At 70.7% G+C, this 23,005-nt stretch carries 21 protein-coding genes and 1 pseudogene; 9 read left to right on the top strand and 13 right to left on the bottom strand.

Features of this window, described 5'->3' with window-relative positions; all coding sequences use genetic code 11:
- Positions 1 to 42: 42 nt before the first annotated feature.
- From ACIBW9_RS14775 to ACIBW9_RS14745, 7 genes are all read right to left on the bottom strand, one after another.
- Positions 43 to 1,494, bottom strand: coding sequence for an MFS transporter (locus ACIBW9_RS14775; protein WP_398954839.1), 1,452 nt, complete (start codon positions 1,492 to 1,494; stop codon positions 43 to 45).
- Between the two features lie 75 nt (positions 1,495 to 1,569).
- Positions 1,570 to 2,592, bottom strand: coding sequence for a class II fructose-bisphosphate aldolase (fbaA, locus tag ACIBW9_RS14770; protein WP_389072221.1), 1,023 nt, complete (start codon positions 2,590 to 2,592; stop codon positions 1,570 to 1,572).
- 165 nt (positions 2,593 to 2,757) lie between these two features.
- Complete coding sequence (pyrE, locus tag ACIBW9_RS14765) at positions 2,758 to 3,309, bottom strand: orotate phosphoribosyltransferase (protein ID WP_398954837.1); 552 nt, start codon at positions 3,307 to 3,309, stop codon at positions 2,758 to 2,760.
- A 10-nt stretch (positions 3,310 to 3,319) separates the two neighbouring features.
- Positions 3,320 to 4,108: an aldose 1-epimerase gene (locus ACIBW9_RS14760; protein WP_398954835.1), complete on the bottom strand. Its 789-nt coding sequence runs from the start codon at positions 4,106 to 4,108 to the stop codon at positions 3,320 to 3,322.
- Between the two features lie 33 nt (positions 4,109 to 4,141).
- A complete protein-coding gene (locus tag ACIBW9_RS14755; protein WP_398954832.1) occupies positions 4,142 to 5,011 on the bottom strand; it encodes an SRPBCC domain-containing protein in 870 nt (289 codons plus the stop codon).
- Positions 5,012 to 5,141: 130 nt separating this feature from the next.
- Positions 5,142 to 6,776, bottom strand: coding sequence for a polyamine aminopropyltransferase (locus tag ACIBW9_RS14750; protein ID WP_398954830.1), 1,635 nt, complete (start codon positions 6,774 to 6,776; stop codon positions 5,142 to 5,144).
- A gap of 99 nt (positions 6,777 to 6,875) precedes the next feature.
- Positions 6,876 to 7,412 (bottom strand): DUF2617 family protein, encoded by a 537-nt coding sequence (locus tag ACIBW9_RS14745; RefSeq protein WP_398954828.1) that lies wholly within the window; start codon positions 7,410 to 7,412, stop codon positions 6,876 to 6,878.
- Positions 7,413 to 8,319: 907 nt separating this feature from the next.
- Between ACIBW9_RS14745 and ACIBW9_RS14740 the strand changes: the two genes are divergently transcribed.
- Complete coding sequence (locus ACIBW9_RS14740) at positions 8,320 to 8,661, top strand: ANTAR domain-containing protein (protein WP_398954826.1); 342 nt, start codon at positions 8,320 to 8,322, stop codon at positions 8,659 to 8,661.
- Positions 8,662 to 8,690: 29 nt separating this feature from the next.
- Positions 8,691 to 9,881, top strand: a complete 1,191-nt coding sequence (locus ACIBW9_RS14735; RefSeq protein ID WP_398954825.1) for a pyridoxal phosphate-dependent aminotransferase — start codon at positions 8,691 to 8,693, stop codon at positions 9,879 to 9,881.
- Positions 9,882 to 10,151: 270 nt separating this feature from the next.
- Here the strand turns inward: ACIBW9_RS14735 and ACIBW9_RS14730 are convergent, their stop codons facing one another.
- Positions 10,152 to 10,415: a type II toxin-antitoxin system RelE/ParE family toxin gene (locus ACIBW9_RS14730; protein WP_398954823.1), complete on the bottom strand. Its 264-nt coding sequence runs from the start codon at positions 10,413 to 10,415 to the stop codon at positions 10,152 to 10,154.
- A complete protein-coding gene (locus ACIBW9_RS14725; RefSeq protein ID WP_005483715.1) occupies positions 10,408 to 10,677 on the bottom strand; it encodes a type II toxin-antitoxin system Phd/YefM family antitoxin in 270 nt (89 codons plus the stop codon). Before ACIBW9_RS14725 ends, ACIBW9_RS14730 begins: the two co-directional genes overlap by 8 nt.
- 106 nt (positions 10,678 to 10,783) lie before the next feature.
- Here ACIBW9_RS14725 and ACIBW9_RS14720 point away from each other — a divergent pair.
- Both ACIBW9_RS14720 and ACIBW9_RS14715 read left to right on the top strand, forming a co-directional pair.
- Positions 10,784 to 11,221: pseudogene (locus ACIBW9_RS14720) on the top strand (aminotransferase class I/II-fold pyridoxal phosphate-dependent enzyme); the annotation flags it as partial.
- A 99-nt stretch (positions 11,222 to 11,320) separates the two neighbouring features.
- Entirely contained in the window at positions 11,321 to 12,520 is a 1,200-nt protein-coding gene (locus ACIBW9_RS14715; protein ID WP_398954820.1) for a mannosyltransferase family protein, read from the top strand.
- A 5-nt stretch (positions 12,521 to 12,525) separates the two neighbouring features.
- Here ACIBW9_RS14715 and ACIBW9_RS14710 read toward each other — a convergent pair whose 3' ends face one another.
- Entirely contained in the window at positions 12,526 to 13,059 is a 534-nt protein-coding gene (locus ACIBW9_RS14710; RefSeq protein WP_115906855.1) for a YbjN domain-containing protein, read from the bottom strand.
- A gap of 212 nt (positions 13,060 to 13,271) precedes the next feature.
- Positions 13,272 to 15,869, bottom strand: coding sequence for an ATP-dependent chaperone ClpB (clpB, locus tag ACIBW9_RS14705; RefSeq protein ID WP_398954818.1), 2,598 nt, complete (start codon positions 15,867 to 15,869; stop codon positions 13,272 to 13,274).
- A gap of 130 nt (positions 15,870 to 15,999) precedes the next feature.
- On the opposite strand from clpB, the gene ACIBW9_RS14700 reads away from it, so the two are divergent.
- Positions 16,000 to 16,413 (top strand): pyridoxamine 5'-phosphate oxidase family protein, encoded by a 414-nt coding sequence (locus ACIBW9_RS14700; protein ID WP_398954816.1) that lies wholly within the window; start codon positions 16,000 to 16,002, stop codon positions 16,411 to 16,413.
- Positions 16,414 to 16,588: 175 nt separating this feature from the next.
- Here ACIBW9_RS14700 and ACIBW9_RS14695 read toward each other — a convergent pair whose 3' ends face one another.
- Positions 16,589 to 16,924 (bottom strand): hypothetical protein, encoded by a 336-nt coding sequence (locus ACIBW9_RS14695; protein ID WP_099934290.1) that lies wholly within the window; start codon positions 16,922 to 16,924, stop codon positions 16,589 to 16,591.
- 293 nt (positions 16,925 to 17,217) lie between these two features.
- On the opposite strand from ACIBW9_RS14695, the gene ACIBW9_RS14690 reads away from it, so the two are divergent.
- Both ACIBW9_RS14690 and ACIBW9_RS14685 read left to right on the top strand, forming a co-directional pair.
- The gene (locus ACIBW9_RS14690; RefSeq protein ID WP_398954813.1) at positions 17,218 to 18,255 is read left to right on the top strand and encodes a helix-turn-helix transcriptional regulator; all 1,038 of its coding nucleotides are present in this window, start codon (positions 17,218 to 17,220) and stop codon (positions 18,253 to 18,255) included.
- The gene (locus ACIBW9_RS14685; RefSeq protein ID WP_398954811.1) at positions 18,252 to 19,232 is read left to right on the top strand and encodes a LuxR C-terminal-related transcriptional regulator; all 981 of its coding nucleotides are present in this window, start codon (positions 18,252 to 18,254) and stop codon (positions 19,230 to 19,232) included. Before ACIBW9_RS14690 ends, ACIBW9_RS14685 begins: the two co-directional genes overlap by 4 nt.
- Here the strand turns inward: ACIBW9_RS14685 and ACIBW9_RS14680 are convergent.
- Positions 19,195 to 20,241, bottom strand: a complete 1,047-nt coding sequence (locus ACIBW9_RS14680) for a LuxR C-terminal-related transcriptional regulator (RefSeq protein ID WP_398954809.1) — start codon at positions 20,239 to 20,241, stop codon at positions 19,195 to 19,197. The genes ACIBW9_RS14685 and ACIBW9_RS14680 overlap by 38 nt on opposite strands.
- 289 nt (positions 20,242 to 20,530) lie before the next feature.
- Here ACIBW9_RS14680 and ACIBW9_RS14675 point away from each other — a divergent pair, with 289 nt between their 5' ends.
- A complete protein-coding gene (locus ACIBW9_RS14675) occupies positions 20,531 to 22,075 on the top strand; it encodes a circularly permuted type 2 ATP-grasp protein (protein WP_398954807.1) in 1,545 nt (514 codons plus the stop codon).
- A complete protein-coding gene (locus ACIBW9_RS14670) occupies positions 22,072 to 23,004 on the top strand; it encodes an alpha-E domain-containing protein (protein ID WP_398954805.1) in 933 nt (310 codons plus the stop codon). The genes ACIBW9_RS14675 and ACIBW9_RS14670 overlap by 4 nt, the downstream gene beginning before the upstream one ends.
- Position 23,005: the final 1 nt, after the last annotated feature.

Below are 23,005 nucleotides of genomic sequence, written 5' to 3'. Positions count from 1 at the left end.
CTTGAAGAGCCTCGTCCTCAAACGCCGGACGGGCTGAAAGACCTACGCCCGCTGCCCCTCCAGCGGTGGAGACACCACCGAGCCGTGCGTACGGCACTCCGGGCGGCGGCAGCCCGGCGGCAGCGATCGTACGGTCGCGAGGGCCACCACCGAGCCGAGCACCAGGACGCCGGCGCAGATCAGCATCGCCCGGTGGAAGGCGTCGTCGAAGGCGGCCGGGGAGAGGTACGCCTCCGGGCCCATGCCCGCGAGCAGCGGCAGTGCGGCCACCGCGATCAGACCGGCCGCGCGGGCCGCCGCGTTGTTGATGCCGCTGGCCAGGCCCGCCCGCGCGGTGTCCACGGAGGCGAGGACGGTGGCCGTCAGCGGTGCCACCAGGGTGACCATTCCGGCGCCGAGGACCAGTACGGCGGGCAGGACGTCGAGCACGTACGAGGCGCCCGGGCCGACCCGCAGCATCAGCAGCATCCCGGCCGCGCACAGGAGCGGGCCGACGGTGAGCGGGATGCGCGGCCCGATGCGATCGGCGAGGGCGCCCGAGCGGGCGGAGAACAGCAGCATCAGGGCGGTCGTCGGCAGCAGGGCCGTACCGGCGGCGAGCGGCGACCAGCCCACGGCGACCTGGAGCTGCAGGGCGGTGAGGAAGAAGAACCCGCCGAAGGCCGCGTAGACGCAGAGCGTGACCAGGTTGACGGCTGTGAACTCGCGGGACTTGAAGATGGCCGGCGGCATCATCGGATCCGGGCGCCGCTTCTCGACCTGGACGAAGGCCACGCCCGCGGCCAGCCCGGCCACCGCCGTGACGGCGACCACGAGGGAGCCCTGCCGGGCCTCGATCAGGGCGTACGTCACCAGGGCGAGCGCGAGGGCGCCGAGGACCGCGCCGAGCACGTCGAAGCGGCCGTGCGTGCGCCCGTCGGCGGATTCGGGGACGTGGCGTACGGCGATGGGGGCGCACAGCAGCGCCAGCGGGACGTTGAGCAGGAAGACCCAGCGCCAGCCCGGGCCGTCCACCAGCCAGCCGCCCAGGAACGGGCCGACCGCCGCGCCGATCCCGCCGAAGCCGGACCACAGGCCCACCGCCCGGCCCCGGTCGTCGGGGTGGAAGGACGCCTGGATCAACGCGAGGGAACCGGGGGTGAGGAGCGCCCCGCCCACCCCCTGCAGCGCGCGGGCCGCGACGAGCACGCCCGCGTTCGGCGCGAGCCCGCACAGCAGGGAGGCCGACGCGAACCACACCACCCCGATCACGAAGATCTTGCGGCGGCCGTAGTGGTCGCCGAGGGAGCCGCCGAGCAGGATCAGCCCGGCCAGGGTGAGCATGTACGCGTTGACCGTCCACTGGAGGGCGGCGAGGTTCGCGTCCAGGTCGCGGCCGATGCGCGGCAGGGCGACATTGACGACGGTCGAGTCCAGCATGGCCATGCTGGAGCCGAGCACGGTGGTCAGCAGGATCCACTTGCCCTGCGGGGTGGCGATCCGGACGTCGGGCATGCCCCAGGTATACGCGAGCCCGGCGTCGTGGCACAGACGCCGGGCTCGTGAGTTCCCGAGAGGTTTCCCCCGGGGTTACTTGATCTTCGTGCCCGCCGAGCGCAGGTTCTGCGTGGCCTCGACGACACGGGCGGCCATGCTCGCCTCGGCCAGCTTGCCCCAGGTGCGCGGGTCGTAGGTCTTCTTGGAGCCGACCTCGCCGTCGACCTTCAGGACGCCGTCGTAGTTGCGGAACATGTGGTCGGCGACGGGACGCGTGAAGGCGTACTGCGTGTCCGTGTCGATGTTCATCTTGACCACGCCGTTCTCCAGCGCGGTGCGGATCTCCTCCTCCGTGGAGCCGGAGCCGCCGTGGAAGACGAAGTCGAACGGGGATGCCTTGCCGAACTTGGCGGCCACCCCGTCGTTCAGCTCCTTCAGCAGGTCGGGGCGGAGGACGACGTTGCCCGGCTTGTACACGCCGTGCACGTTGCCGAAGGACGCGGCCAGCAGGTAGCGGCCCTTCTCGCCGAGGCCCAGCGCCTCGGCCGTACGGATGGCGTCGTCGACCGTCGTGTACAGGGAGTCGTTGATCTCGTGCGAGACGCCGTCCTCCTCGCCGCCGGTCGGGGTGATCTCGACCTCGAGGATGATCTTCGCGGCGCGGGCGCGCTCCAGGAGCTCCTGGGCGATGGCCAGGTTGTCGGCGAGGGTCTCCGCGGAGCCGTCCCACATGTGCGACTGGAAGAGCGGGTTGCCGCCGGCCTTGACGCGCTCCTCGGAGACCGCGAGCAGCGGACGTACGTACCCGTCGAGCTTGTCCTTGGGGCAGTGGTCCGTGTGCAGGGCGACCGTGACCGGGTACTTCTCGGCCACGATGTGCGCGAACTCGGCGAGGGCGACCGCGCCGGTCACCATCTCCTTGCTGTACTGACCGCCCAGGAACTCGGCGCCACCCGTCGAGATCTGGATGATGCCGTCGCTCTCCGCCTCCGCGAAACCGCGCAGGGCCGCGTGCAGGGTCTGGGTCGAGGTCACGTTGATCGCCGGGTAGGCGAACTTGCCTGCCTTCGCCCGGTCCAGCATCTCGTTGTAGACCTCGGGAGTTGCGATGGGCATCTGTCCGCTCCTTGGTATGTGCGGGTTGGCGTGCTGCGTACTACGGCCCTGACCTAGACCTTGGGTGGTGACGTCATCGTCGGGCCCATCTTTCCAGACTTGGCCTGATGCTTTGCCCGCCGTGTCCGGCTTGTGGACAACGCGGTCGACGTACCCGGGAGTAGCTCAGTCGAGTCCGAGTTCGTCCTTGGAGTAGGCGTAGCGGTAGGGCACTCCGGCACCCTCCTGGATCTTCTCGGCGGCACCGGTCGCACGGTCGACGATCGTGGCGACGGCGACGACCTCGGCGCCCGCCTCACGCACCGCCTCGACGGCGGTCAGCGGGGAGCCGCCGGTGGTGGAGGTGTCCTCGACGACCAGCACCCGGCGGCCCTTGATCTCCGGGCCCTCGACGCGGCGCTGCAGCCCGTGCGCCTTGGCCGCCTTGCGTACGACGAAGGCGTCGACGCGCTTGCCGCGGGCGGCGGCCGCGTGCAGGATCGCGGCGGCGACCGGGTCGGCGCCCATGGTGAGACCGCCCACCGCGTCGAAGTCGAGGTCGGCGGTCAGGTCCAGGAGCACCTGTCCGACCAGCGGGGCGGCCTCACCGTCAAGGGTGATGCGGCGCAGGTCGACGTAGTAGTCGGCCTCCAGACCCGAGGAGAGGGTCACCTTGCCGTGCACCACGGCCTTGTCCTTGATCTGCTGCAGCAGCTCGCCACGTACGTCCGTCGTCATGCCTGCCAGCTTAAAGGCGGCGCCAGGTCCAGGTGGTCGAGGCCTCGAGCGGCTCCAGCGGCGTGACCAGGCGAGGGAGGGTGTTCAGGCCGTTGGGCGGACCGGTCTGGGGTTCCACGCAGACGGCCTCCTGCTGCTCGTCGTAGACGACGACCCACTCCTCGCGGCTGGTGACCTTCAGCTCCAGCTGACCGGGCCAGGTGAGGGTGACGTCGACGCCGCCGGGCATCCCGAAGCAGTCGTCCCAGGGGCCGGGGCGCGGATCGACGCGGCTGCCGGTGGGCAGATGGTCCTCGCCGCGCTCCTCCTGCCAGGCGGGGGTGAAGTCGAGCTGTACGTCCTTGCCGCCGAGGTTCCGGTTGAACCAGGGGTGCCAGCCGATCTGCGCCGGGAAGGACGAGTCGATCGTCTCCACGGACATCGTCAGGGTCAGGGCGTCGGGCGTGAGCGTGAACTGCTGGGTGACGCGCCCCGCGTAGGGCCAGGGCTCGACCAGGTCGTACGTGAGGACGGCCTCGTCGGTGTTCACGCGCGCGGGGCGCCAGGCGCCGTCGCGGACGGTGCCGTGGATGGCGTGCGGCGGGGAGTTGAGGGGCATCTGGTGGACGGTGGCGCCGTCCCGGAAGCGGCCCTCGCGGATCCGCCCGCACCAGGGGACCATCGGGAAGCAGCCGAAACGGTCGCCCTGGCGGAGCAGTTCCATGCCGCCGACGCGCAGTCCTCCGACCCGGCCGCCGTTGCCCGGCTGCACGGTCACCTCCGCGTCGCCCGCGGTCAGCGTGATGTCTTCGTTACTCACGGGACGACCCTACTGGGGCGATCAAGACCGCCGTCAGTGTCGCCTGCGCAGCAGCCGGCCCACGACGATCGCCGACGCGACCAGGACGGCCGCCGCCGGGGCCGCCCAGCGCAGGGAGGAGCCGGGGGAGACCGTCTGCGGGGCGGGGACCGGGGCGTAGCGGCCGCGGGGCGGGGCGTGGTCGACCTCCTCCGCGCTGCGGCCGATCATCGTGCGGCGGGCGTGGGCCGCTTCGGCGGGGGGTGCGCCCTCGGTGGCGTCGTCGGTGTCCCCGATGTCCGCGGCGAGCGGGTCGAGGGACGGCGGGGGAACCTCGGTGCCGTGGACCGAGGTGTGCTCGGCGGCGGGGGCGGGCGGGTCGTCGGCGTCCGGGGTCGTTTCGAAGTCGCTGGTCGCCTTGGGCTCGAACTCCTGGGTGACGAGCGGCTCGGTCTCCTCGGGTTCCTCGTGCGCCTCGGGCTGCTCCTGAGCGCCTTCGTCCCCCGCGCCCGCCGCCAGGCTCTCCACGAAACGGTTCAGCAGGCGGGTGGCGGCCGACGCGACCTGTTCGGCCGGCAGTTCGGTGAGGCGGCCGTCGGCGGAGGCCGTGCCCTCGAAGGTCAGCCGGGAGCCGCCGTCGGCCTCCTCCACGAGGAGGGTGAGGGCGAGCTTGACCGAGCCGGTGCCGCGGGTCTCGGTGGCGTCACCCTCGGCGGCGTAGGAACCGTCGTCCCGCGGGGTGATGCGGAGGGTGCCGCGGTAGGTGACGGAGTGGCTGCCGACGCGCATCTTCAGCCGTCCGGTGAGGGGCTCGGCGCCCGCGTCCTGCTGGAGCCCGGGAACCGCCCGGGCCACCTGCGCGGGGTCGGCGAGGGCCTCCCTCAGCCGCCGGGCCACAACCGGAACGAACACCTCATGCTCCATGTCGACGGAGCCTACCCAGACGTCCGCCGCATGCACCCGCGTTGGACGAAAGTGACCGCGCGTCGGTGTCGTCGCCGCCGGGCGGCACGTGGGCGCGGGCTGCACCCCGAAAGTGCTGCCGTGGCCGGCTTCAGTACCGGGGGTGGACCAGCGTCGACGCCGGGAGGCCCGGGATGCGTGCGGCCGCCGCCGCCCTGCCGTCCGCCGCGAGGGACGCCGGGGTCAGGGTCCGCGGTTGCGGGGCGTGCGGGTCGAGGCCGAGGGGCGGGGTCGTACGGGCCGAGGCCAGGACGAACCCCCAGTCGCGCGCCGCGCGGGAGGCGTCGGCCGTGCGGTCGGGGCCCGCGGCGAAGCCGGAGTCGCGGCCGCCCACCCGGTAGGGGGCGGTGTGCAGACCGGCGGCGCGCAGGGTCGCGACCACCGTCCAGAACACCCGCGGGCGGGTGGCGAACGGCCCGGCGTGCACCACCAGGCGGCCACCGGGCGCGAGGGCGCGCCGGGCGAGGCCGTAGAACTCCTGGGAGTACAGCTTGGTGCTGGCCGTGATGCCCGGGTCGGGGAGGTCGGAGATCACCACGTCGTACGTCGAGGTGGGCGCCGTACGCAGCCAGCGGAAGGCGTCGGCGGTCGTCACGCGCACGCGTGGGTCGTCGTAGGCGTGGCGGTTCAGCTTCGACAGGGCCGGGTCGCGGCGGGCCAACCGGACGACGCCGGTGTCGAGTTCGACGACGTCGACGCTCCGCACGCCCGCGTGGCGCAGCACTTCGCGGGCGGCCAGGCCGTCACCGCCACCGAGGATCAGCACGCGCGCGTGCGGGCCGTTCATCGCGGGGTGCACCAGGGCCTCGTGGTACCGGAGTTCGTCGCTGCCGACCCTCAGACGGCCGTCGAGGAAGAGGGCGAGGGGGCGGCCGTCGGTACCGCCGGTGAGGACGATCTCCTGGGTGCCGGTCTGCAGGGCCACGCGCACGTCATGGCCGTACACCGCGTGCCTGGCCGCCTGCTCGAAGTCGTCGACCAGGACGGCGGCGGCCCCGAGGAGGCCGAGCACCGTGAGGTTGGCGATCAGCAGCAGCCAGCGGGTACGGCGGCTGAGGTCGCGGCGGAACAGGCCGAGGACGAGGGTGCCGCCCGCGACCGCGTTGACCGCGCCGGTGATCAGCGCGCCGGTCAACTGGCCCAGCAGGGGCAGCAGCAGGAACGGGAAGGCGAGACCGCCCACCAGCGCGCCGACGTAGTCCGCGGCGAACAGGTCGGCCACCGCACCGCCTGCGTCCTGCCGCCGAATGCGCTGGATCAGCTCCATCAGCAAGGGGACTTCGGCGCCGATCAGCAGACCGATGGTGAGGGAGAAGGCGACCAGCAGCCAGCGGGGGCCGCTCGCCCACAGGCCGCCCCAGTCGCCGGTCCACGCGAACACCGCGTACAGGGCCATCGCGCTGCAGCCGCCGACCAGCGCGAGCGTCGCCTCGATCGCGCCGAAGGCGGCCGCGGCACGCCAGCGCAGCCGCTTCGCGGCGAGCGAGCCGATGCCCATGGCGAACACCATGACCGACAGGACGACCGAGGCCTGCGTGACCGAGTCGCCGATCAAGTACGAGGCCAGGGCGACGAGTTCGAGCTCGTACACGAGTCCGCAGGCCGCGCAGACGAAGACGCATGCGAGCACCAGGAACCGTCCGGTGCTCGGCTGGACGGGCAGCCGCGCCGGGCCCGCCCAGGGGGGCGGGGAGCCGGGTGGTGCCGGCGCGTGCGGTTCGATCACGACTGCGACGTTACGTCACTGCAACTTCACGCTTCGTCACCCACACGTGTGGAACTGGCTGACAGTTCGTTCCCGCGTGTTTGAGACCGCGTGTTCGGGTCAGGCGGCCGGCGGGCCGACCTGCGGGGCGGGAACACGGGCTCCCACCCGGGTCCGTGTCGCCACCAACTGCCCGTCCTGCGGGTACGCGTGCCAGGTCCGCCAGTGGACCTGGCCCTCGTGCCACTGGGCCAGCAGTGCGGTGAAGGCGTGCGGGCTGCCCGGAAAGACGCCCGCAAGACCGTGCGGATGGTCGGAGACCAGCGCGAGCAACTCCTGCGCGCGCCCCGCGAACGACCCCGGCGTCAGGACCTCCACCCGGGCCGCGAACTCGTACTCCCAGTCGCCCATCCGTTTGGCGACACCCAGCGGCAGCGGGGTGCTGCTGCCCGGCATGCACGCCACCGTCTCCGAACAAGTGCCCCGCTGTTCCTCCAGGAGCACCTGATGGGATGCGCCGAGGAGTCTCAACTGGAGCTTGGCCCCCGCCAGTTCGAGGTCGAGCGTGGCCAGCGCAGGAAGCGGCTCACGCCCGAGGGCCCAGGCGAGGTCGGCCGCGCGCGTGTCGGTGTATGAGGTGTTCAGGGTCGTGAGCATGGGTCGGCTCTCCGCTGGCACACAAAGAAAGGTAAGGAGGAAGGCGTGGGGGGTCCGGCACACCGGGCGACTCCGGGGGATCGGCCCGGACGGCCCGGTCGGCCCAGTCGGGAGATCAGGGAGGTCAGGAAGGTCTCAGCAGGACGTCCGAGGACCGCACCGGCGTTTTAGAGGGAATCATGAACGGTGGCGCCGTCACAGCGTTTTTACCCAACTTCGTGGGGTTTCCATCCCTCAGAGGGCTCCACTGCTCAACTGTTCAACCACGGCGTACGCCACGGCGGCCGTGGCGTACGCCGGAGCACAGGAGCACCCGCCGAGGCGTGCGCTCCGGCGGGTGCTCGACGGGTGTGACAGGGGAGTATGCGGTTCCCCCGCGGAGCTCGGCTGCCCCGTGTCAGCTGCCTCCGCCGCATCCCCCACCACCACCGCAGGACGACCCACCCCCACAGGACGAGTGACCGCCCCCGCAGGAGGAGTGACCGCCCCCGCAGGAGTGGTGCCCCCCGGAGTGATGACCTCCGGAGTGGTGCCCGCCCGAAGAGCCGGCGTCACCCCCGCCGGCCCACCAGCTGCTGCTCCCGCTGCTCCGGCCCGAGCCGCTCCGGCTCCCCCCGCCGAACGACTTCCCCCCACCCCTGCCCGCTGCCTTCACGACGACCGCCACGAACGCGATCACGACCGCCACCACGATGAAGCCGGTAACCATGGCGCCACCGTCCTTTCGAAATCCCCCGAAGCAGCCCCCCGTGGGTGCCTCGCTTCTTGCGTGCACGGGGGATGCCCGGCGGTCCCGGCGGTCAAAGCAGAGTTGAGGAACTTCAGAGCATGCGTGTACAAGACCCTGCCCGGGGCAGCAGGACCACACAGAGCCCAGTGCCCGCCCTCGCCCAGTGGAGAGCCACTCATGGCCTTCTTTGCGGTCTCCCGATCGCGGCCCCTGAAGTTCCTGTCCGCCACCGATCTGGCCATGGAGTACGAGCGTCTCGAAGCGGAGTGCGCACAGCTGGAGCAGGCGGTCAGCTCGCACGCGATCGTCGACCAGGCCATCGGTGCCGTCGTGGTGCTCGGACGGATAGCGCCGGAGGAGGCCTGGCGGGTCCTGCGTGACGTGTCGCAGCGCACCAACACCAAGCTGCGGGTCGTCGCCGAGCACCTCATGGCGTTCACGCAGGGTGCCGAGCTGCCGAAGGCCGAGCGGACCGAACTGCGGAAGGCGATCGCCCGGTACCAGTCGTGCAAGCGGTGAGTTGAGGAACTGCGCAGCCGGGGCGCAGGATGACCGGCATGACCTCCAGCACCCGCCCCCTCCTCAACCGCCGCCTCGCCGAGTTCGGGACGACGATCTTCGCCGAGATGTCCGCCCTGGCCGTGCAGACCGGCTCCATCAACCTGGGCCAGGGCTTCCCCGACACGGACGGCCCCGAGGAGGTCCGTGAGGCCGCCGTACGGGCCCTGCGCGACGGGCGCGGCAACCAGTACCCGCCGGGCCCCGGCGTCCCCGAGCTGCGCACGGCGATCGCCGCCCACCAGGAGCGCCGCTACGGCCTGACGTACGACCCCGACACCGAGGTCCTGGTCACCGCCGGCGCCACCGAGGCGATCGCCGCCACCCTCCTCGCCCTGCTGGAGCCCGGCGACGAGGTGATCGCCCTCGAGCCGTACTACGACTCGTACGCGGCCTGCATCGCCATGGCGGGCGGGACCAGGGTGCCGGTCACCCTGCGTCCGCATGAAGATTCCTTCCGCCTGGACCTCGACGAGCTGCGCGCCGCCGTCACCGACCGCACCCGCCTGCTGCTCGTCAACACCCCGCACAACCCCACCGGCACGGTCCTCACCCGTGAGGAGCTGACCGCGATCGCCGAGCTGGCGGTGGAGCGCGACCTGCTGGTCGTCACCGACGAGGTCTACGAGCACCTGGTCTTCGACGCCGCCGAGCACCTGCCGCTCGCGGCCTTCCCGGGCATGCGCGACCGGACGGTCACCATCGGCTCGGCCGGCAAGACCTTCTCCTTCACCGGCTGGAAGGTCGGCTGGGTGACGGCGGCCCCGGGGCTGGTCTCAGCGGTCCGCTCCGCGAAGCAGTTCCTGACGTACGTGGCCTCCGGGCCCTTCCAGTACGCGGTCGCGGAGGCGCTGCGCCTGCCGGACTCATATTTCGAGGCGTTCCGCGACGACATGCGGGTCAAGCGGGATCTCTTGTCGGCGGGGCTCACGGAGGCGGGCTTCAAGGTGTTCCGACCCTCGGGCACGTATTTCATCACCACCGACATCCGCCCTCTCGGCGAGAGTGACGGCTTCGCCTTCTGCCGGGCCCTGCCTGAGCGCGCGGGCGTGGTCGCGATCCCCAACGCGGTCTTCTACGACCATCGCGAGCAAGGCGCACCCTTTGTTCGATTTGCTTTCTGCAAGCGGACAAGCGTGCTGGAGGAGGCGGCATCCCGGCTCAAGTCACTGGCCGCGTAGCAGCCGAACGGTCTGGACTCCTCCGTGATGCTCGGCCCCGCACCGGAGGAGTCACGTGTCAGCAGACACCATCGCGACGCATGGCCACGATGCGGGCGAGCGCTTCGGCGACACGAAACCGCATGTCGCCTTCCTGCAGCATGGTCTCCCCTCTCACTCCGGTCGGCCTTGCGCCTGCATCGTCTGCGGTGCAGGCTGTTACGGGCCCGGCCACTTCCTTGATCCCGTGCTGGATCGGTTCTGGATATTCCGAGCCGATGTCAGGAGTGCTCAGGTGTCATAGACAGTGGAGCGATGCCCGACGTGTACGACCCACACCACCAGCTCACCGTTGTCGATTGTGTAGAGCACGCGGTAGTCGCCTACCCGCAGGCGGCGCCGGTCGGGCTGGGAGACGAGGGCCGTGGTGTTGAGCCCCATCGGGTCGTTCTCCAGCTCAGTCAGCTTGGCCAAAATACGGAGGGCCATGTCTCGCGGCACCTTGCGGAGTTCGGCCTGAGCCTCGGCTCGGAAGACGGTGCGGTACTCACTCACTGCGCGCCAGCGTCTCCCTCATGATGTCCTCGATCGGGATGCCGGGTGCCGGGTTGGTCATGCGCTCGTCGATGATCCGGTTGATCTCGCGCTCTTCCCACTCCTGGTATTTGCGCAGCACCTCGATGGACACCACGGCGGCGACCTGCTTGCCGCGCCGGGTGATGACGGTAGGCACGTCGTCCCGGTCGGCCCGCTCCACGACCTCGGCCAGGTGTGCCCGGACATCGCGGATCGACTCTATGGGCATGGGCTGCGTCATGCACCCAAGGGTACCAAGTGTCCCATGTGTACACAACAGCTCATCGTCGCTCGGGGATGCAGCCCTGCAGGCCGGGCCCTCATGCGAATGAGTGCGCGAACGAGGAGTCGCCTGGGTGACGGCGGCCCCGGGGCTGGTCTCAGCGGTCCGCTCCGCGAAGCAGTTCCTGACGTACGTCTCCTCCGGCCCCTTCCAGTACGCCGTCGCCGAGGCGCTGGCGCTCTCCGACAGCTACTTCACCGCCTTCCGCGAGGACATGCTGGCCAAGCGGGACCTGCTGGCGGCGGGCCTCTCGGACGCGGGCTTCAAGGTCTTCCAGCCCGCCGGCACCTACTTCATCACCACGGACATCCGCCCCCTGGGCGAGACCGACGAGTTCGCCTTCTGCCGCGCCCTGCCGGAGCGCGCCGGCGTCGTCGCCATCCCGAACGCCGTGTTCTACGACCACCGCGAGGCGGGCGCCCCGTTCGTCCGGTTCGCGTTCTGCAAGCAGACGGCGGTCCTGGAGGAGGCGGCCAAGCGGCTCAAGGCACTCGCGGGCTGATCCGGGGCCTGTCACGCCGCCACGCCGAGCGCCGCAAGACCGTACCCGGCCGGACGCCCAGCGCTCGCGCATGCCTGGTTCACCCTGCACTGTGCCGGTGTGACCCACGCCAGCACCCTCACTCGTTCCGCCGTCGCGGAGCCTGCCGCCCAGGGGCGTGTCCATGCGACCCGGGTGGCGGCCATGGCCACCGCGCTCGGTCTGTTCCTCGCCGTCCGGCTGCTCGGTGTCGCCACGCTGGCCCTGGTGGCCCGGGCGACCACCGGCCGGGACGCCCTCGGGCTGCTCGGGCGGTCCTGGGACTCCGTGTGGTACCTGGGGATCGCCGCCCACGGGTACGGCCGCATCCAGCACCCCCGCACGGGGGTCATGTTCAGCGACATGGCGTTCTTCCCGCTCTACCCGGCGCTGGTGCGGGCCCTGCGCGCGGTGAGCCCGCTGGGCGGGGGCGCGTCCGGGCTGGTGCTGTCCTGGACCGCGGCCGCCGTCGCCGCCTGCGGGATCTACGCCATCGGCGCCCGGCTGCACGGCCGTGCCGTCGCGTTCGCGCTGGTGCTGCTGTGGGCGCTGCTGCCGCACTCCGTGGTGCTGTCCATGGCGTACACCGAGCCCTTGCTGACCGCGTTCGCCGCCTGGTCGCTGTACGCGGTGCTGGCCGGTCGCTGGGTGTGGGCGGGTTCGCTGGCGGCGCTCGCGGGGCTGGCCCGGCCCAACGGGTTCGCGGTCGCCGCGGCGGTGCTCGCGGCGGCTGCCTGCGAGGCGTGGCGGTGCCTTCGTGAGCGCCGCAAGGTTTCCCACAGGCTGTGGACGGGCGCCGCGCTCGCCCCGACCGGGTGGACGGCGTACATCCTGTGGGTCGGGCACCACGAGGGTGATCTCCTCGGTGGCTACTTCGCGGTGCAGCGGCAGTGGGGCTCCCGGTTCGACTTCGGGCACGGCTCGCTCCAGTTCGTGAAGCACCTGCTGCTGCACGGGGACCGGTTCGTCTTCCCGATGACGATGGTGATCGTGGCGGCGGGCGTCGTGCTGTACGCCCTCCTGCTCGCCGACCGCACCCCGCTCCCCCTCCTCGTCCACAGCGGCGTGCTGCTGCTGATCGCGCTCGGCGGCTCCGGCTTCTTCGAGTCGAAGCCCCGCTTCCTGCTCCCCGCCTTCCCGCTCCTGCTGCCCCTCGCCCAGGCCCTCGTCCGTACGGCGAGAGCCCGGCCGTGGCACGCGACCGTGGTGGTCGCCGCCCTGGCCGGGCTCTCGTTCGTATACGGGGCGTATCTGGTCGTGATCGCCCAGATGCCCCTTTAGGAGGACTACTCCTCGTCGTCCCCGGGCTTCTCGTCCGCCTCGTTGATCTCCTCTTCGAGGCCGAGCTGCTCGACGAGCCACTTGTCGAACTCGATGGCGGCCCGCACCCAGCTGACCGTGGAGGAGACGAAGTGCTCCAGGCTGACGCCGGTGCCGATCAGCATCTGCGCCTCACCGATCAGCCGGACGGTGCCGTCGTCGTGGGTGTGGCTGTAGACCTTGGGCCACAGGGTCCGCCGGTTCCAGTCGTCGATAGACTCCAGCAGCTGCGGCTTCTCGTCGATCTGGTGGGGGCGGTCGTAGAACGTCCGCACCGAGAAGACCTGCTGTTCGTCCTCGCCGCGGAACATGAAGTACGTACGGAACTGCTCCCACGGCGCCGCGAGGTCACCCTCGTCGTCGACGACGTACTTGAGCTCCATCTGGTCGAGGAGCTGCTTCACGAGGTCCTGATCCGGGACGACGGGGCCCGCCGGTCCTTGGGGCTGCGGCTCGGGCTGGCCCCCGAAGTTCGGAATCGAGGACGGGTCGATGCTCACCGTGTTTTTCCCTTCGTACGGATGCCGCCATCCTCCCCCATGCGGGGAGGGGGGTGGCAAGCCGGTGCGATGATCCCTCCGTGCGTCTACCGAGAGCGTTGCGCTGGTTGCTGTGGGCCTTGTGGCTGGGATGTCTGGTGTTCGCCGTCTGGTTCTTCGTCACCGTGTACCTCGCCATGACCGAGGTATGACATGCGGCGGGATCTGGCTGGTCACAGCGTCTTGCCGGTGGCCGGCCCCACGATCAGCCCCTCCCCGAACGCGTCCACCCGGACCGTGTCGCCGTCCTTGACCTCGCCGGAGAGGATCTCCTTGGCGAGGCGGTCGCCGATGGCGGTCTGGACGAGGCGGCGCAGCGGGCGGGCGCCGTAGGCCGGGTCCAGGCCCTCCGTGGCGAGCCAGTCCAGCGCCTCGTCGGTGATCTCCAGGGTGAGACGCCGCTCCGCCAGGCGCTTGGCCAGACGGTCGATCTGGAGCTTGGCGATGCGCTTCAGCTCGGGCTTGGTCAGCGCCGAGAAGACCACCAGGTCGTCGAGGCGGTTGAGGAACTCCGGCTTGAAGGACGTCCGGACCACCTCCAGGACCTGCTCCTTCTTCTCGGCCTCGCTGGTCAACGGGTCGACCAGGAACTGGCTGCCGAGGTTGGAGGTCAGGACCAGGATCGTGTTGCGGAAGTCGACCGTGCGGCCCTGGCCGTCCGTCAGACGGCCGTCGTCCAGCACCTGGAGGAGGACGTCGAAGACCTCCGGGTGGGCCTTCTCGACCTCGTCCAGCAGGACCACGGAGTACGGGCGCCTGCGCACCGCCTCCGTCAGCTGGCCGCCCTCCTCGTAGCCGACGTAGCCGGGCGGGGCACCGACCAGGCGGGCCACGCTGTGCTTCTCGCCGTACTCCGACATGTCGATGCGGACCATGGCCCGCTCGTCGTCGAAGAGGAAGTCGGCGAGTGCCTTGGCGAGTTCGGTCTTGCCGACGCCCGTCGGGCCGAGGAAGAGGAAGGAGCCGGTCGGGCGGTCCGGGTCGGCGATGCCGGCGCGGGTGCGGCGGACGGCGTCGGAGACGGCCCGCACGGCCTCCTGCTGGCCGATCAGGCGCTTGCCCAGCTCCTCCTCCATGCGCAGGAGCTTCTGCGTCTCGCCCTCCAGGAGGCGGCCGGCGGGGATGCCGGTCCAGGCGGCGACGACGTCCGCGATGTCGTCGGAGCCGACCTCGTCCTTGACCATGGTGTCCTTGGACACCTCCTCCTCGGCCTCCGAGGCGGCCTCCAGGTCCCTTTCCAGGGTGGGGATCTCGCCGTAGAGGAGCTTGGAGGCGGTGTCGAAGTCGCCGTCGCGCTGGGCCCGTTCGGCCTGTCCGCGCAGCTCGTCGAGCTTCTCCTTCAGTTCACCGACGCGGTTGAGGGACTGCTTCTCCTTCTCCCAGCGGGCGGTGAGGCCCCGCAGCTCCTCCTCCTTGTCGGCGAGGTCGCGGCGCAGCCGCTCCAGGCGCTCACGGGAGGCCGGGTCGGTCTCCTTCTCCAGCGCCAGCTCCTCCATCTTCAACCGGTCCACGGCGCGCTGGAGTTCGTCGATCTCCACGGGGGACGAGTCGATCTCCATGCGCAGGCGGGAGGCCGACTCGTCGACCAGGTCGATGGCCTTGTCGGGCAGGAAGCGGGAGGTGATGTAGCGGTCGGAGAGGGTCGCGGCGGCGACCAGCGCGCTGTCGGCGATCTGGACCTTGTGGTGGGCCTCGTAGCGGCCCTTGAGCCCGCGCAGGATCGCGATGGTGTCCTCGACGGTGGGCTCGGAGACGAGGACCTGCTGGAAGCGGCGCTCCAGGGCCGGGTCCTTCTCGATGCGCTCGCGGTACTCGTCGAGGGTCGTGGCGCCGACCATGCGCAGCTCGCCGCGCGCCAGCATCGGCTTCAGCATGTTGCCGGCGTCCATGGCGGAGTCGCCGCCGGCGCCCGCGCCCACGACGGTGTGCAGCTCGTCGATGAAGGTGATGATCTGGCCGTCCGAGTCCTTGATCTCGGCCAGGACGGTCTTCAGCCGCTCCTCGAACTCGCCGCGGTACTTCGCGCCCGCGACCATCGCGCCGAGGTCGAGCGCGACCAGCCGCTTGTCCTTGAGGGACTCCGGTACGTCGCCCTTGACGATCCGCTGGGCGAGGCCCTCGACGACGGCGGTCTTGCCGACGCCGGGCTCGCCGATGAGGACCGGGTTGTTCTTCGTACGGCGCGAGAGAACCTGTACGACGCGGCGGATCTCCTGGTCGCGGCCGATGACCGGGTCGAGCCGGCCCTCGCGTGCCGCGGCCGTGAAGTCCGTGCCGAACTTCTCCAGGGCCTTGTACTGGCCCTCCGGGTCCGCTGTGGTCACCCGGCGTCCTCCCCTCGCCTGCTGGAAGGCCTCCTGCAGCTTCTTCGCACCGGCCCCCTGCCCGGACAGTACGTCACCGGCGGCGCCGCCCTTCGCGGCGATGCCGATGAGCAGGTGCTCGGTGGAGAGGTACTCGTCGCCGAGGTCCCTGGCCCGCTCGGCGGCGTCCGCGATCACGGCGAGCAGCTCGCGGTTCGCCTGCGGGGGCGCGACGGTCGAGCCGGTCACGCTGGGCAGCCCGGCGAGGATCTTCTCCGCTCCGGCCCGTACGGCCGCCTGGTCGGCGTCGACCGCGGCCAGCAGGTCGGTGATGTTCTCGTTGTCCTGGCCCTGCAGCAGGGCCAGGAGCAGGTGCGCCGGGGTGAGGTCGGCGTGCCCGTCGGTCAGGGCCCGCTGCTCGGCCGCCCTGAGGGCGCCCCGGCTCCGGTTGGTCAGCTCGGCGTCCACTGTCGCGTTCTCCTCCTGATGTCAGCCGTCGGCCGCGTCTCCCAGTACTGACTCAGTCAGCGTACACAAAGTTGAGTCTATTCCACTCAAGGAGGCGTCCGGGAGAGCACGGGGGCTAAGTTCCGGGACCATGGCGACCTATTCGCAGGACCCGGGTGCCCCCGACGCCGCGTACCTCGACTTCTGGCGGGAACGGCACCTGTGCACGCTGACCACCCCGCGCCCGGACGGCAGCCCGCACGTGGTGCCCGTCGGGGTCACCTACGATCCCGGCGCCGGTCTCGCCCGGGTGATCACGAACCGTACGAGCGCCAAGGTGCTGAACGTGCTGGCGGCCGGCGAGCAGGGTGCCCGGGTCGCGGTGTGCCAGGTGGACGGCCGGCGCTGGGCGACGCTGGAAGGGCTGGCCGTGGTACGGACCGAGCCGGAGCGGGTCGCGGAGGCGGTGCGGCGGTACGCCGAGCGCTACCGGCGCACACCCGGGCCGAACCCGTCACGTGTGGTGATCGAGATCGAGCTGACGCGGGCGATGGGCCTCGTATGACGACTGGGGCCGCCGTGACGCCGGGGGCCGTTTCCAGCCAGTACCCGACGGCGGCCGAATATGCCGATACCCGGAAATGTCCCGCAAAACTGCAGCGGCGTCACCGTGTTCAGGTCACGGTGACGCCGCTGCGGGGGGAAGCACCTGAGCGAACTGTTACGACGGGGGATTCGCGTCAGGCACTGCGGGGGGTGGCTGAGATGGTCCGAACTTGGGGGGTTTCCGGTTCCACCAGCCGGTGGTCTCGTTGGTCGAGATTCACAAAGATCATTCCGTACCGAATGGCACATCGCACAGGCTGCGGCGCCCCCCGAGGCCGCCGCAGACACCGGTACGCCCGTACGTCCTCGTCCTCGTCGCGCGTGACGACGACCGGCTCACCGAAGACGGTCACCATCAGCGAGTCACCGGAGTGGGGGATCGCGGTGACAAGGTCGATGAAGTGCCAGCCGGAGCGGTAGGCCGTGGCCATTTCGCGGCGGAAGGAGCGGTCGTCGGGTGGAGTGGTCACGTCAGCTCCACACACTGTCGTCCGGGTGGACAGGAGCGCTACCCGCAGCCACGGTGGCGGGCGTGGACGACCAAACACTGTCCGCGCGCGCGTCACCCTTCGCGCCAGAAAGGCCACTCAGCGTGCCGAAGGCCACAACGGCGGAGAAGGCGGCGACAAGCACCGAGCGAAGCATTCTCTTACGCATAGTCGGCTTCGTCCTCACTTGAAGGTCCCCTCTTCCCCCGTCTCGAGTAAGACGATGGCTCATTCGGGCACGTCATGGCCACACGATCGGTGCATCATGTTCCTGCATGTTCAGGACCCTGGGGGGTGGAGATTTGGAAGCAAATCGGACTAAAGCGACGCATCCCCACGCCGTGACGGAGCTGTGTGAGGAAGGGAGTCGTCTCTACGCGAACGCGCTTCGCACGGGACGTATCGCCCGCGCGGACGTGGAGCCCGCCCCTTGTCTGATGGAGTTCGCCCTGCTCCACCCTGACCCCGACGACGCGAACTGGCTGCGCCCCGTTCCCCCGGCGATCGCCCTGGCCCAGCGGCTCAATCCCATAGAACGCGAGATCACGGAACGCCGACGGCTGTCGATCCAGGTGGCCGACGCCTTCGAGCCGTTCATGGCTCTCAGTGCCCAGGTCACGGCGTCGACTCACTCGATCAGCGTATTGGAGGGCCTCGACCGCATCAACGCGGCGCTCGACCTGGCGATCTCGCAGTGCCGGAACGAGATGCTCACCGTGCAGCCGAGCCAGCGCCACCCGGAACGCAGGCTCATGGAAGCCCTGGAGCGCGACAAGCCGCTGATCGAACGAGGAGTGCGGATCCGGACCCTCTACCAGCACACGGCCCGCTACAGCCCGGAGCGGCTCGCCTGGGTGGACCACTTCGCCGACGGGAAGGCCGAGTACCGCACCATCGACGAACTGGTGGAGCGCCTCATCATCTGCGACGAGACCGTCGCGTTCATCCCCACCCGCGACGACCGGCAGGTCGCCCTGGAACTCCGTCATCCCGGTCTCGTCCGGTATCTGATCAAGGTGTTCGAGTTCATGTGGAGCCGTGCCGTCCCGCTGAGCGCCGGCGCCCCCTACGAAACCGCTCCCGACGGCATCACGGACATCCAGCACTCCATCGCCAAACTCCTCGTGGAGGGTCACGTCGACGAGGCGATAGCCCGCCGCCTCGGCATGAACGTACGCACCTGCCGAGCTCACATAGCCAAGCTGGCGACCGCCCTCGGCAGTGGGAGCCGTGCCCAACTCGGCTTTCTCATAGCTCAGTCGGGGATCCTCAACTCGGACCAGTCGATACCGGAGGGAGAGGACCACCCGTGACCGGGGCGCATGCACACGGCGTGGAGGACCTGTGTGACGCCGGGACACGGCTGTACGAGCGGGCGGTGAAGGAAGGCAGGGTCCGCGCCGAAGACGCCGCAGCAACCCCCTGCCTGCTGGACTTCGGGCTGTTGCACCCCATGGTCGAGGACCTCGACTGGCTGGAACCCGTCTCTCCTGCTCTCGCCTTGCGCCGGCTGCTGCGCACCTCAGAGGACCGGATCGCAGACGAGCGGCGGCGCGGCGAACGACTGGCGGAAACCTTCGAACCACTCCTGCGGATAGATGCCCGTGCCAGGGAAACCACAGCCACCCCGACGCTGACGGTTCTCAGCGGTATCGAGCGCATCAACGCGGCCCTCAACCAGGCCCTAGCCGAAGCCTCCCGCGAGCTCCTCGCCATCCAGCCGCACACCACCCACACCCAGTTGACTGCCGACCGCCTCGCTGCGGCGCTCGCCCGCGACCAGCTGCTGCTCGACCGCGGCGGCCGTATCCGCACCCTGTACCAGCACACGCTCCGCCACGCGCCCTCGGTCCTCGCCCGCTACGAACAGCTGGTCGGCGACGTCGAGGCGCGCACGCTGGACGAAGTGACGGATCGGCTGCTCATCGTCGACCGGGCCGTCGCCTTCGTGCCCGCGAACGCGGACCGTTCGCTCGCATTGGAGGTACGCAATCACGCCCTCATCGCCTTTTTCGTCACAACCTTCGACCGGCTCTGGCAGCTCGCCACCCCCATGTACCCCGAGGTCGTCCACCGCCCCTCTCTGAACGGCGTCACCCCGCGCCAACGCGCCATCGCCGCCCTCCTCGTGGAGGGCCACACCGACGCCGTCATCGCCGACCGCCTCGGCATGAACATCCGCACCGCCCGCGTCCACATCGCCAAACTGGCGGCCACACTGGGCAGCGAGAGCCGCGCGCAGCTCGGCTATCTCATCGGACAGTCGGGGATTCTTGACCCGGAAGGGTGACCGACGGGGCGACGTCCGCCGGGTGGCGGGGCCCGTCGAGGCCCACCTGGGCGATACGGACGCCGAGTTGGGTGCGGCTGGCCGCGCCCAGCGTCTCCGACAACCGTGCGATGTGCGCCCGACAGGTACGCACGCTGATGCCGAGCCGCTCCGCGATCACCGCGTCCTGGTGTCCCTCAGCAAGGAGCGCCGCGATGGACTGCTCCCGGTGCGAGATGCCCTCGATGCCGGTGTCGGGCAGTGGCGCGGTCAGCGGGATCGCCAGGCGCCACAGCCGGTCGAAGACCGTGACCAGGTACTCCACCAGCGCCGGGTGGCGCAGCTCCAGCGCCAGGGTGCGGTCCGCGTTCGCCGGGATGAACGCCACCGTGCGGTCGAAGAGGATCAGCCGGTCGATGACCTCGTCCAGGGTGCGGGCCTCGACCGAACCGCCCATCAGCTCCAAGTAGTTCAGCAGACCCTGCCCGTGCCGGGCCACATGCGTGTACAGGTCGCGCATCCGCACGCCCCGCCCGCGCAGCGCCAGCGCCCGGTGCAGCCCCTCGGTCAGCTCGTGCTCGGGGCGGATGCCGCCGGGCTGGACGGTGAGGACCTCCGTGGTGCACGCCTCGGTCGCCTGGTCCATGGCGGCCTGGATGCGGGAGAGCCCGTCGAGGACGCGGATCGCGGCGCCCTCCCCGACGCCCGGGCCCGCCTGCGTGGCGGGGCCGAGGCCCGCGTAGCGCTCGACGGCGGCGACCGCCGCGCCCACCCGCCGCTGGCTGGCGCTGACCTCGTCGTACACCCCGCGCAGCAGTCTGGTCATGACCTCCTGCGGGGCCGTCGGGACCAGCCAGTCCATGTCGTCGGGGTCCGGGTGCAGCAGGGCAAGCTCCAGCAGGCACGGCACCGGTTCGGCATCCCGGCGCGCCACCCGGCCCCGCCGTACAGCCCGGGAGTACACGCGGTCCCCGGCGTCGCACAGCCGGTCGGCACCGTGCGGATGCTCATCCGTCCCGTGCCCGGTCATCGCGCATCCCACCCCCGGTTCCACCGTGTGTCGCAGCGCAACTATGCGCGGCCCGGACCAGCTCCGCAACACGGCTCGGCCCGAACCGAGCGCCTGAAAACGCCCATTCGTACGGGTATTCTCCGCGCCCCGCAGGAGCGCGGGGCGTGTCCATGTGCGGCTCCGCCGCGTGGGCGCGAGCAACCACGACGGCCGCGGAAAATTGACGACGCATCCCGGCGCTTCTCGCGAAGTCTTGCGGAAATGAGCCAGTGATCACCCCGTTACACCCCGCCTCTAACGTCCCCTCATGGCGGACATATTTGACGCATACGCGTTGGCCGACGCGTGGGACGAGATGTTTGAGCGGCCGGGTGAGGTCAGGACCGCCTACGAGCCGGTGCTGGCGGCACTACAGCCCATCGAGCCGAGCGAACTGAGATTCCGGGCCGACCAGATGGCCAGAGCCTTCACGGACCGCGGCGTGACCTACGCCTTCGCGGGCGAGGAGCGGCCCTGGCCGCTGGACCTGGTGCCGCGCATCCTCGACGCCCTCGAATGGGATCTCATACAACGCGGGGTGAGCCAGCGAGTCAGGGCCCTCGAGGCCTATCTCGCCGACGCCTACGGGCACTGCCGCGCCTTCGAGGACGGGGTGGTGCCCTGGCGGCTGCTGCTCAACTCCCCGCACTTCCACCGGGCGGCGCAGGGGGTGGAGCCACCGGGCGGTGTCCGCATCCATGTCGCGGGCATCGACCTCGTACGCGACGAGGCCGGGGACTTCCGGGTGCTCGAGGACAATGTGCGGGTCCCCAGCGGGGTCAGTTACGTCATCGAGAACCGCCGGGCGATGACCCGGATCTTCCCGTCCCTGTTCGCGGAACAGCACGTGGTGCCGGTCGACGGTTACGCGCAGAAGCTGCTCGCCGCGCTGCGGGCCGCCGCCCCCGGCGGGGTGCAGGACCCGCGGGTCGTGGTCCTCACGCCGGGCCCCAGCAACGCCGCCTACTTCGAACACGCGCTGCTCGCCCGGCTGATGGGCGTGCAGCTGGTCGAGGGGCACGACCTGGTCTCCCGGAACAACCGGGTGTGGATGCGCACCACGCGCGGCGAGGTCCCCGTCCATGTCGTATACCGGCGCCTGGACGACGACTTCCTCGACCCGCTCCACTTCCGCCCCGACTCGGTGATCGGCTGCCCCGGCATCATGGGCGCCGCCATGGCGGGCAACGTCACACTCGCGAACGCCGTGGGCAACGGGATCGCCGACGACAAGCTGCTCTATACGTATGTCCCGGACCTGATCCGCTACTACCTCTCCGAAGAACCGGTTCTCCCCAATGTCGAGTCCTACCGGCCCGACGAGCCCGGGCAGTTGGAGGCCGTCCTCGACCAGATCGACCAACTGGTCATCAAGCCCGTGGACGGCGCCGGAGGCCAGGGCATCGTGATCGGCCCCAAGGCCGACAAGGACACCCTGGAACGCACTCGCAAAGCCGTCACCGCCGACCCGCGCGGCTTCATCGCCCAGCGGCCCGTCGCCCTGTCCACCTCCCCCACCCTCGCGGGCGAGCGCCTGGCACCCCGCCACATCGACCTCAGGCCGTTCGCCGTGAACGACGGCAACGATGTCTGGGTGCTGCCCGGCGGGCTGACCCGCGTCGCCCTCCAGGAGGGCAACCTGATCGTCAACTCCAGCCAGGGCGGCGGCTCCAAGGACACCTGGGTGCTCGCGGAGGGCCCCGCCGAGCAGCCGGCGCCCGAACCGGCCGCCGCGCTGCCCTCCGTCGCCCCGCGCCGGCTCGGACCCGACGGCACCCGTGCCGTCGTACAGGAAGGGGCCCAGCAGCAGTGAACGACGTGATCCTGTCCCGGATAGCCGAGGCCCTGACCTGGACCGGGCGCTATGTCGAGCGCGCCGACGCCACGGGCCGCATCCTCGACGCGTATCTGCACCGGCTGCTGGAGGACCCCTGGCGCGACGAGGACGCGGCCTGCCGCTCGCTGTACGCGATCCTCGGCATGGACGCGGGAGCCGGGCCCTGCGACATGCAGCAGGTCCTGGACCAACTGGCCTTCGACGCCCGCTCGACCGGCTCCATCGAGGGGGCGCTGGGCGCCGCCCGGCTGAACGCCCGCAGCGCCCGTGAGGCCATCTCCTCCGAGATGTGGGAGTGCCTCAACTCCACCTGGCACGCGCTGGCCGACCAGCGGATGGCGGCCCGCCGTACCGGCCCGTACGCCTATCTGGAGCTGGTGCGCCGCCGGGCCGCGCTCTTCTTCGGGCTCGCCGACTCGACCATGAGCCGGGACGACAGCTGGCGGTTCGTGGTGCTGGGGCGCAGCCTGGAGCGGGTGGACATGACCGTACGGCTGCTGTCGGTGCGCGTGCTCGACGCCGTGCACGCGCCCGACTGGCCGACGCTGCTGAGCGCTTCGGGCGCCGACGAGGCGTATGCCCGGATGTACGGCGGTTTCGGCGACACCCCGCGGGTGGCCGAATTCCTGCTCCTTGACCGGGACTTCCCGCGCTCGGCCCTGCACGCTCTCACGACCGCGGAGGAGTGCCTGACCGCGCTCGGCCGCCCCCGCCATGACCCCGCGCGCCGGCCCATCGGCAGGCTGCGCACCCGTCTCGAGTATCTGGACACGCACGCTCTGGAGAGCCAGCTGCCCGCACTCCTCGGCGACCTGCAGCAGGCCTGCATGGCGTCCGCGGACGCGGTGGCCGAGCGGTTCTTCCCGTACCAGGGGCCCATCGAGTGGGCCCAGGAAGGAGCGTGAG

The organism is Streptomyces sp. NPDC049541, from assembly GCF_044465725.1.
In the GTDB taxonomy this organism is placed as follows: Bacteria; Actinomycetota; Actinomycetes; order Streptomycetales; family Streptomycetaceae; genus Streptomyces.
This window is presented reverse-complemented; position numbering and strand designations above follow the sequence as displayed.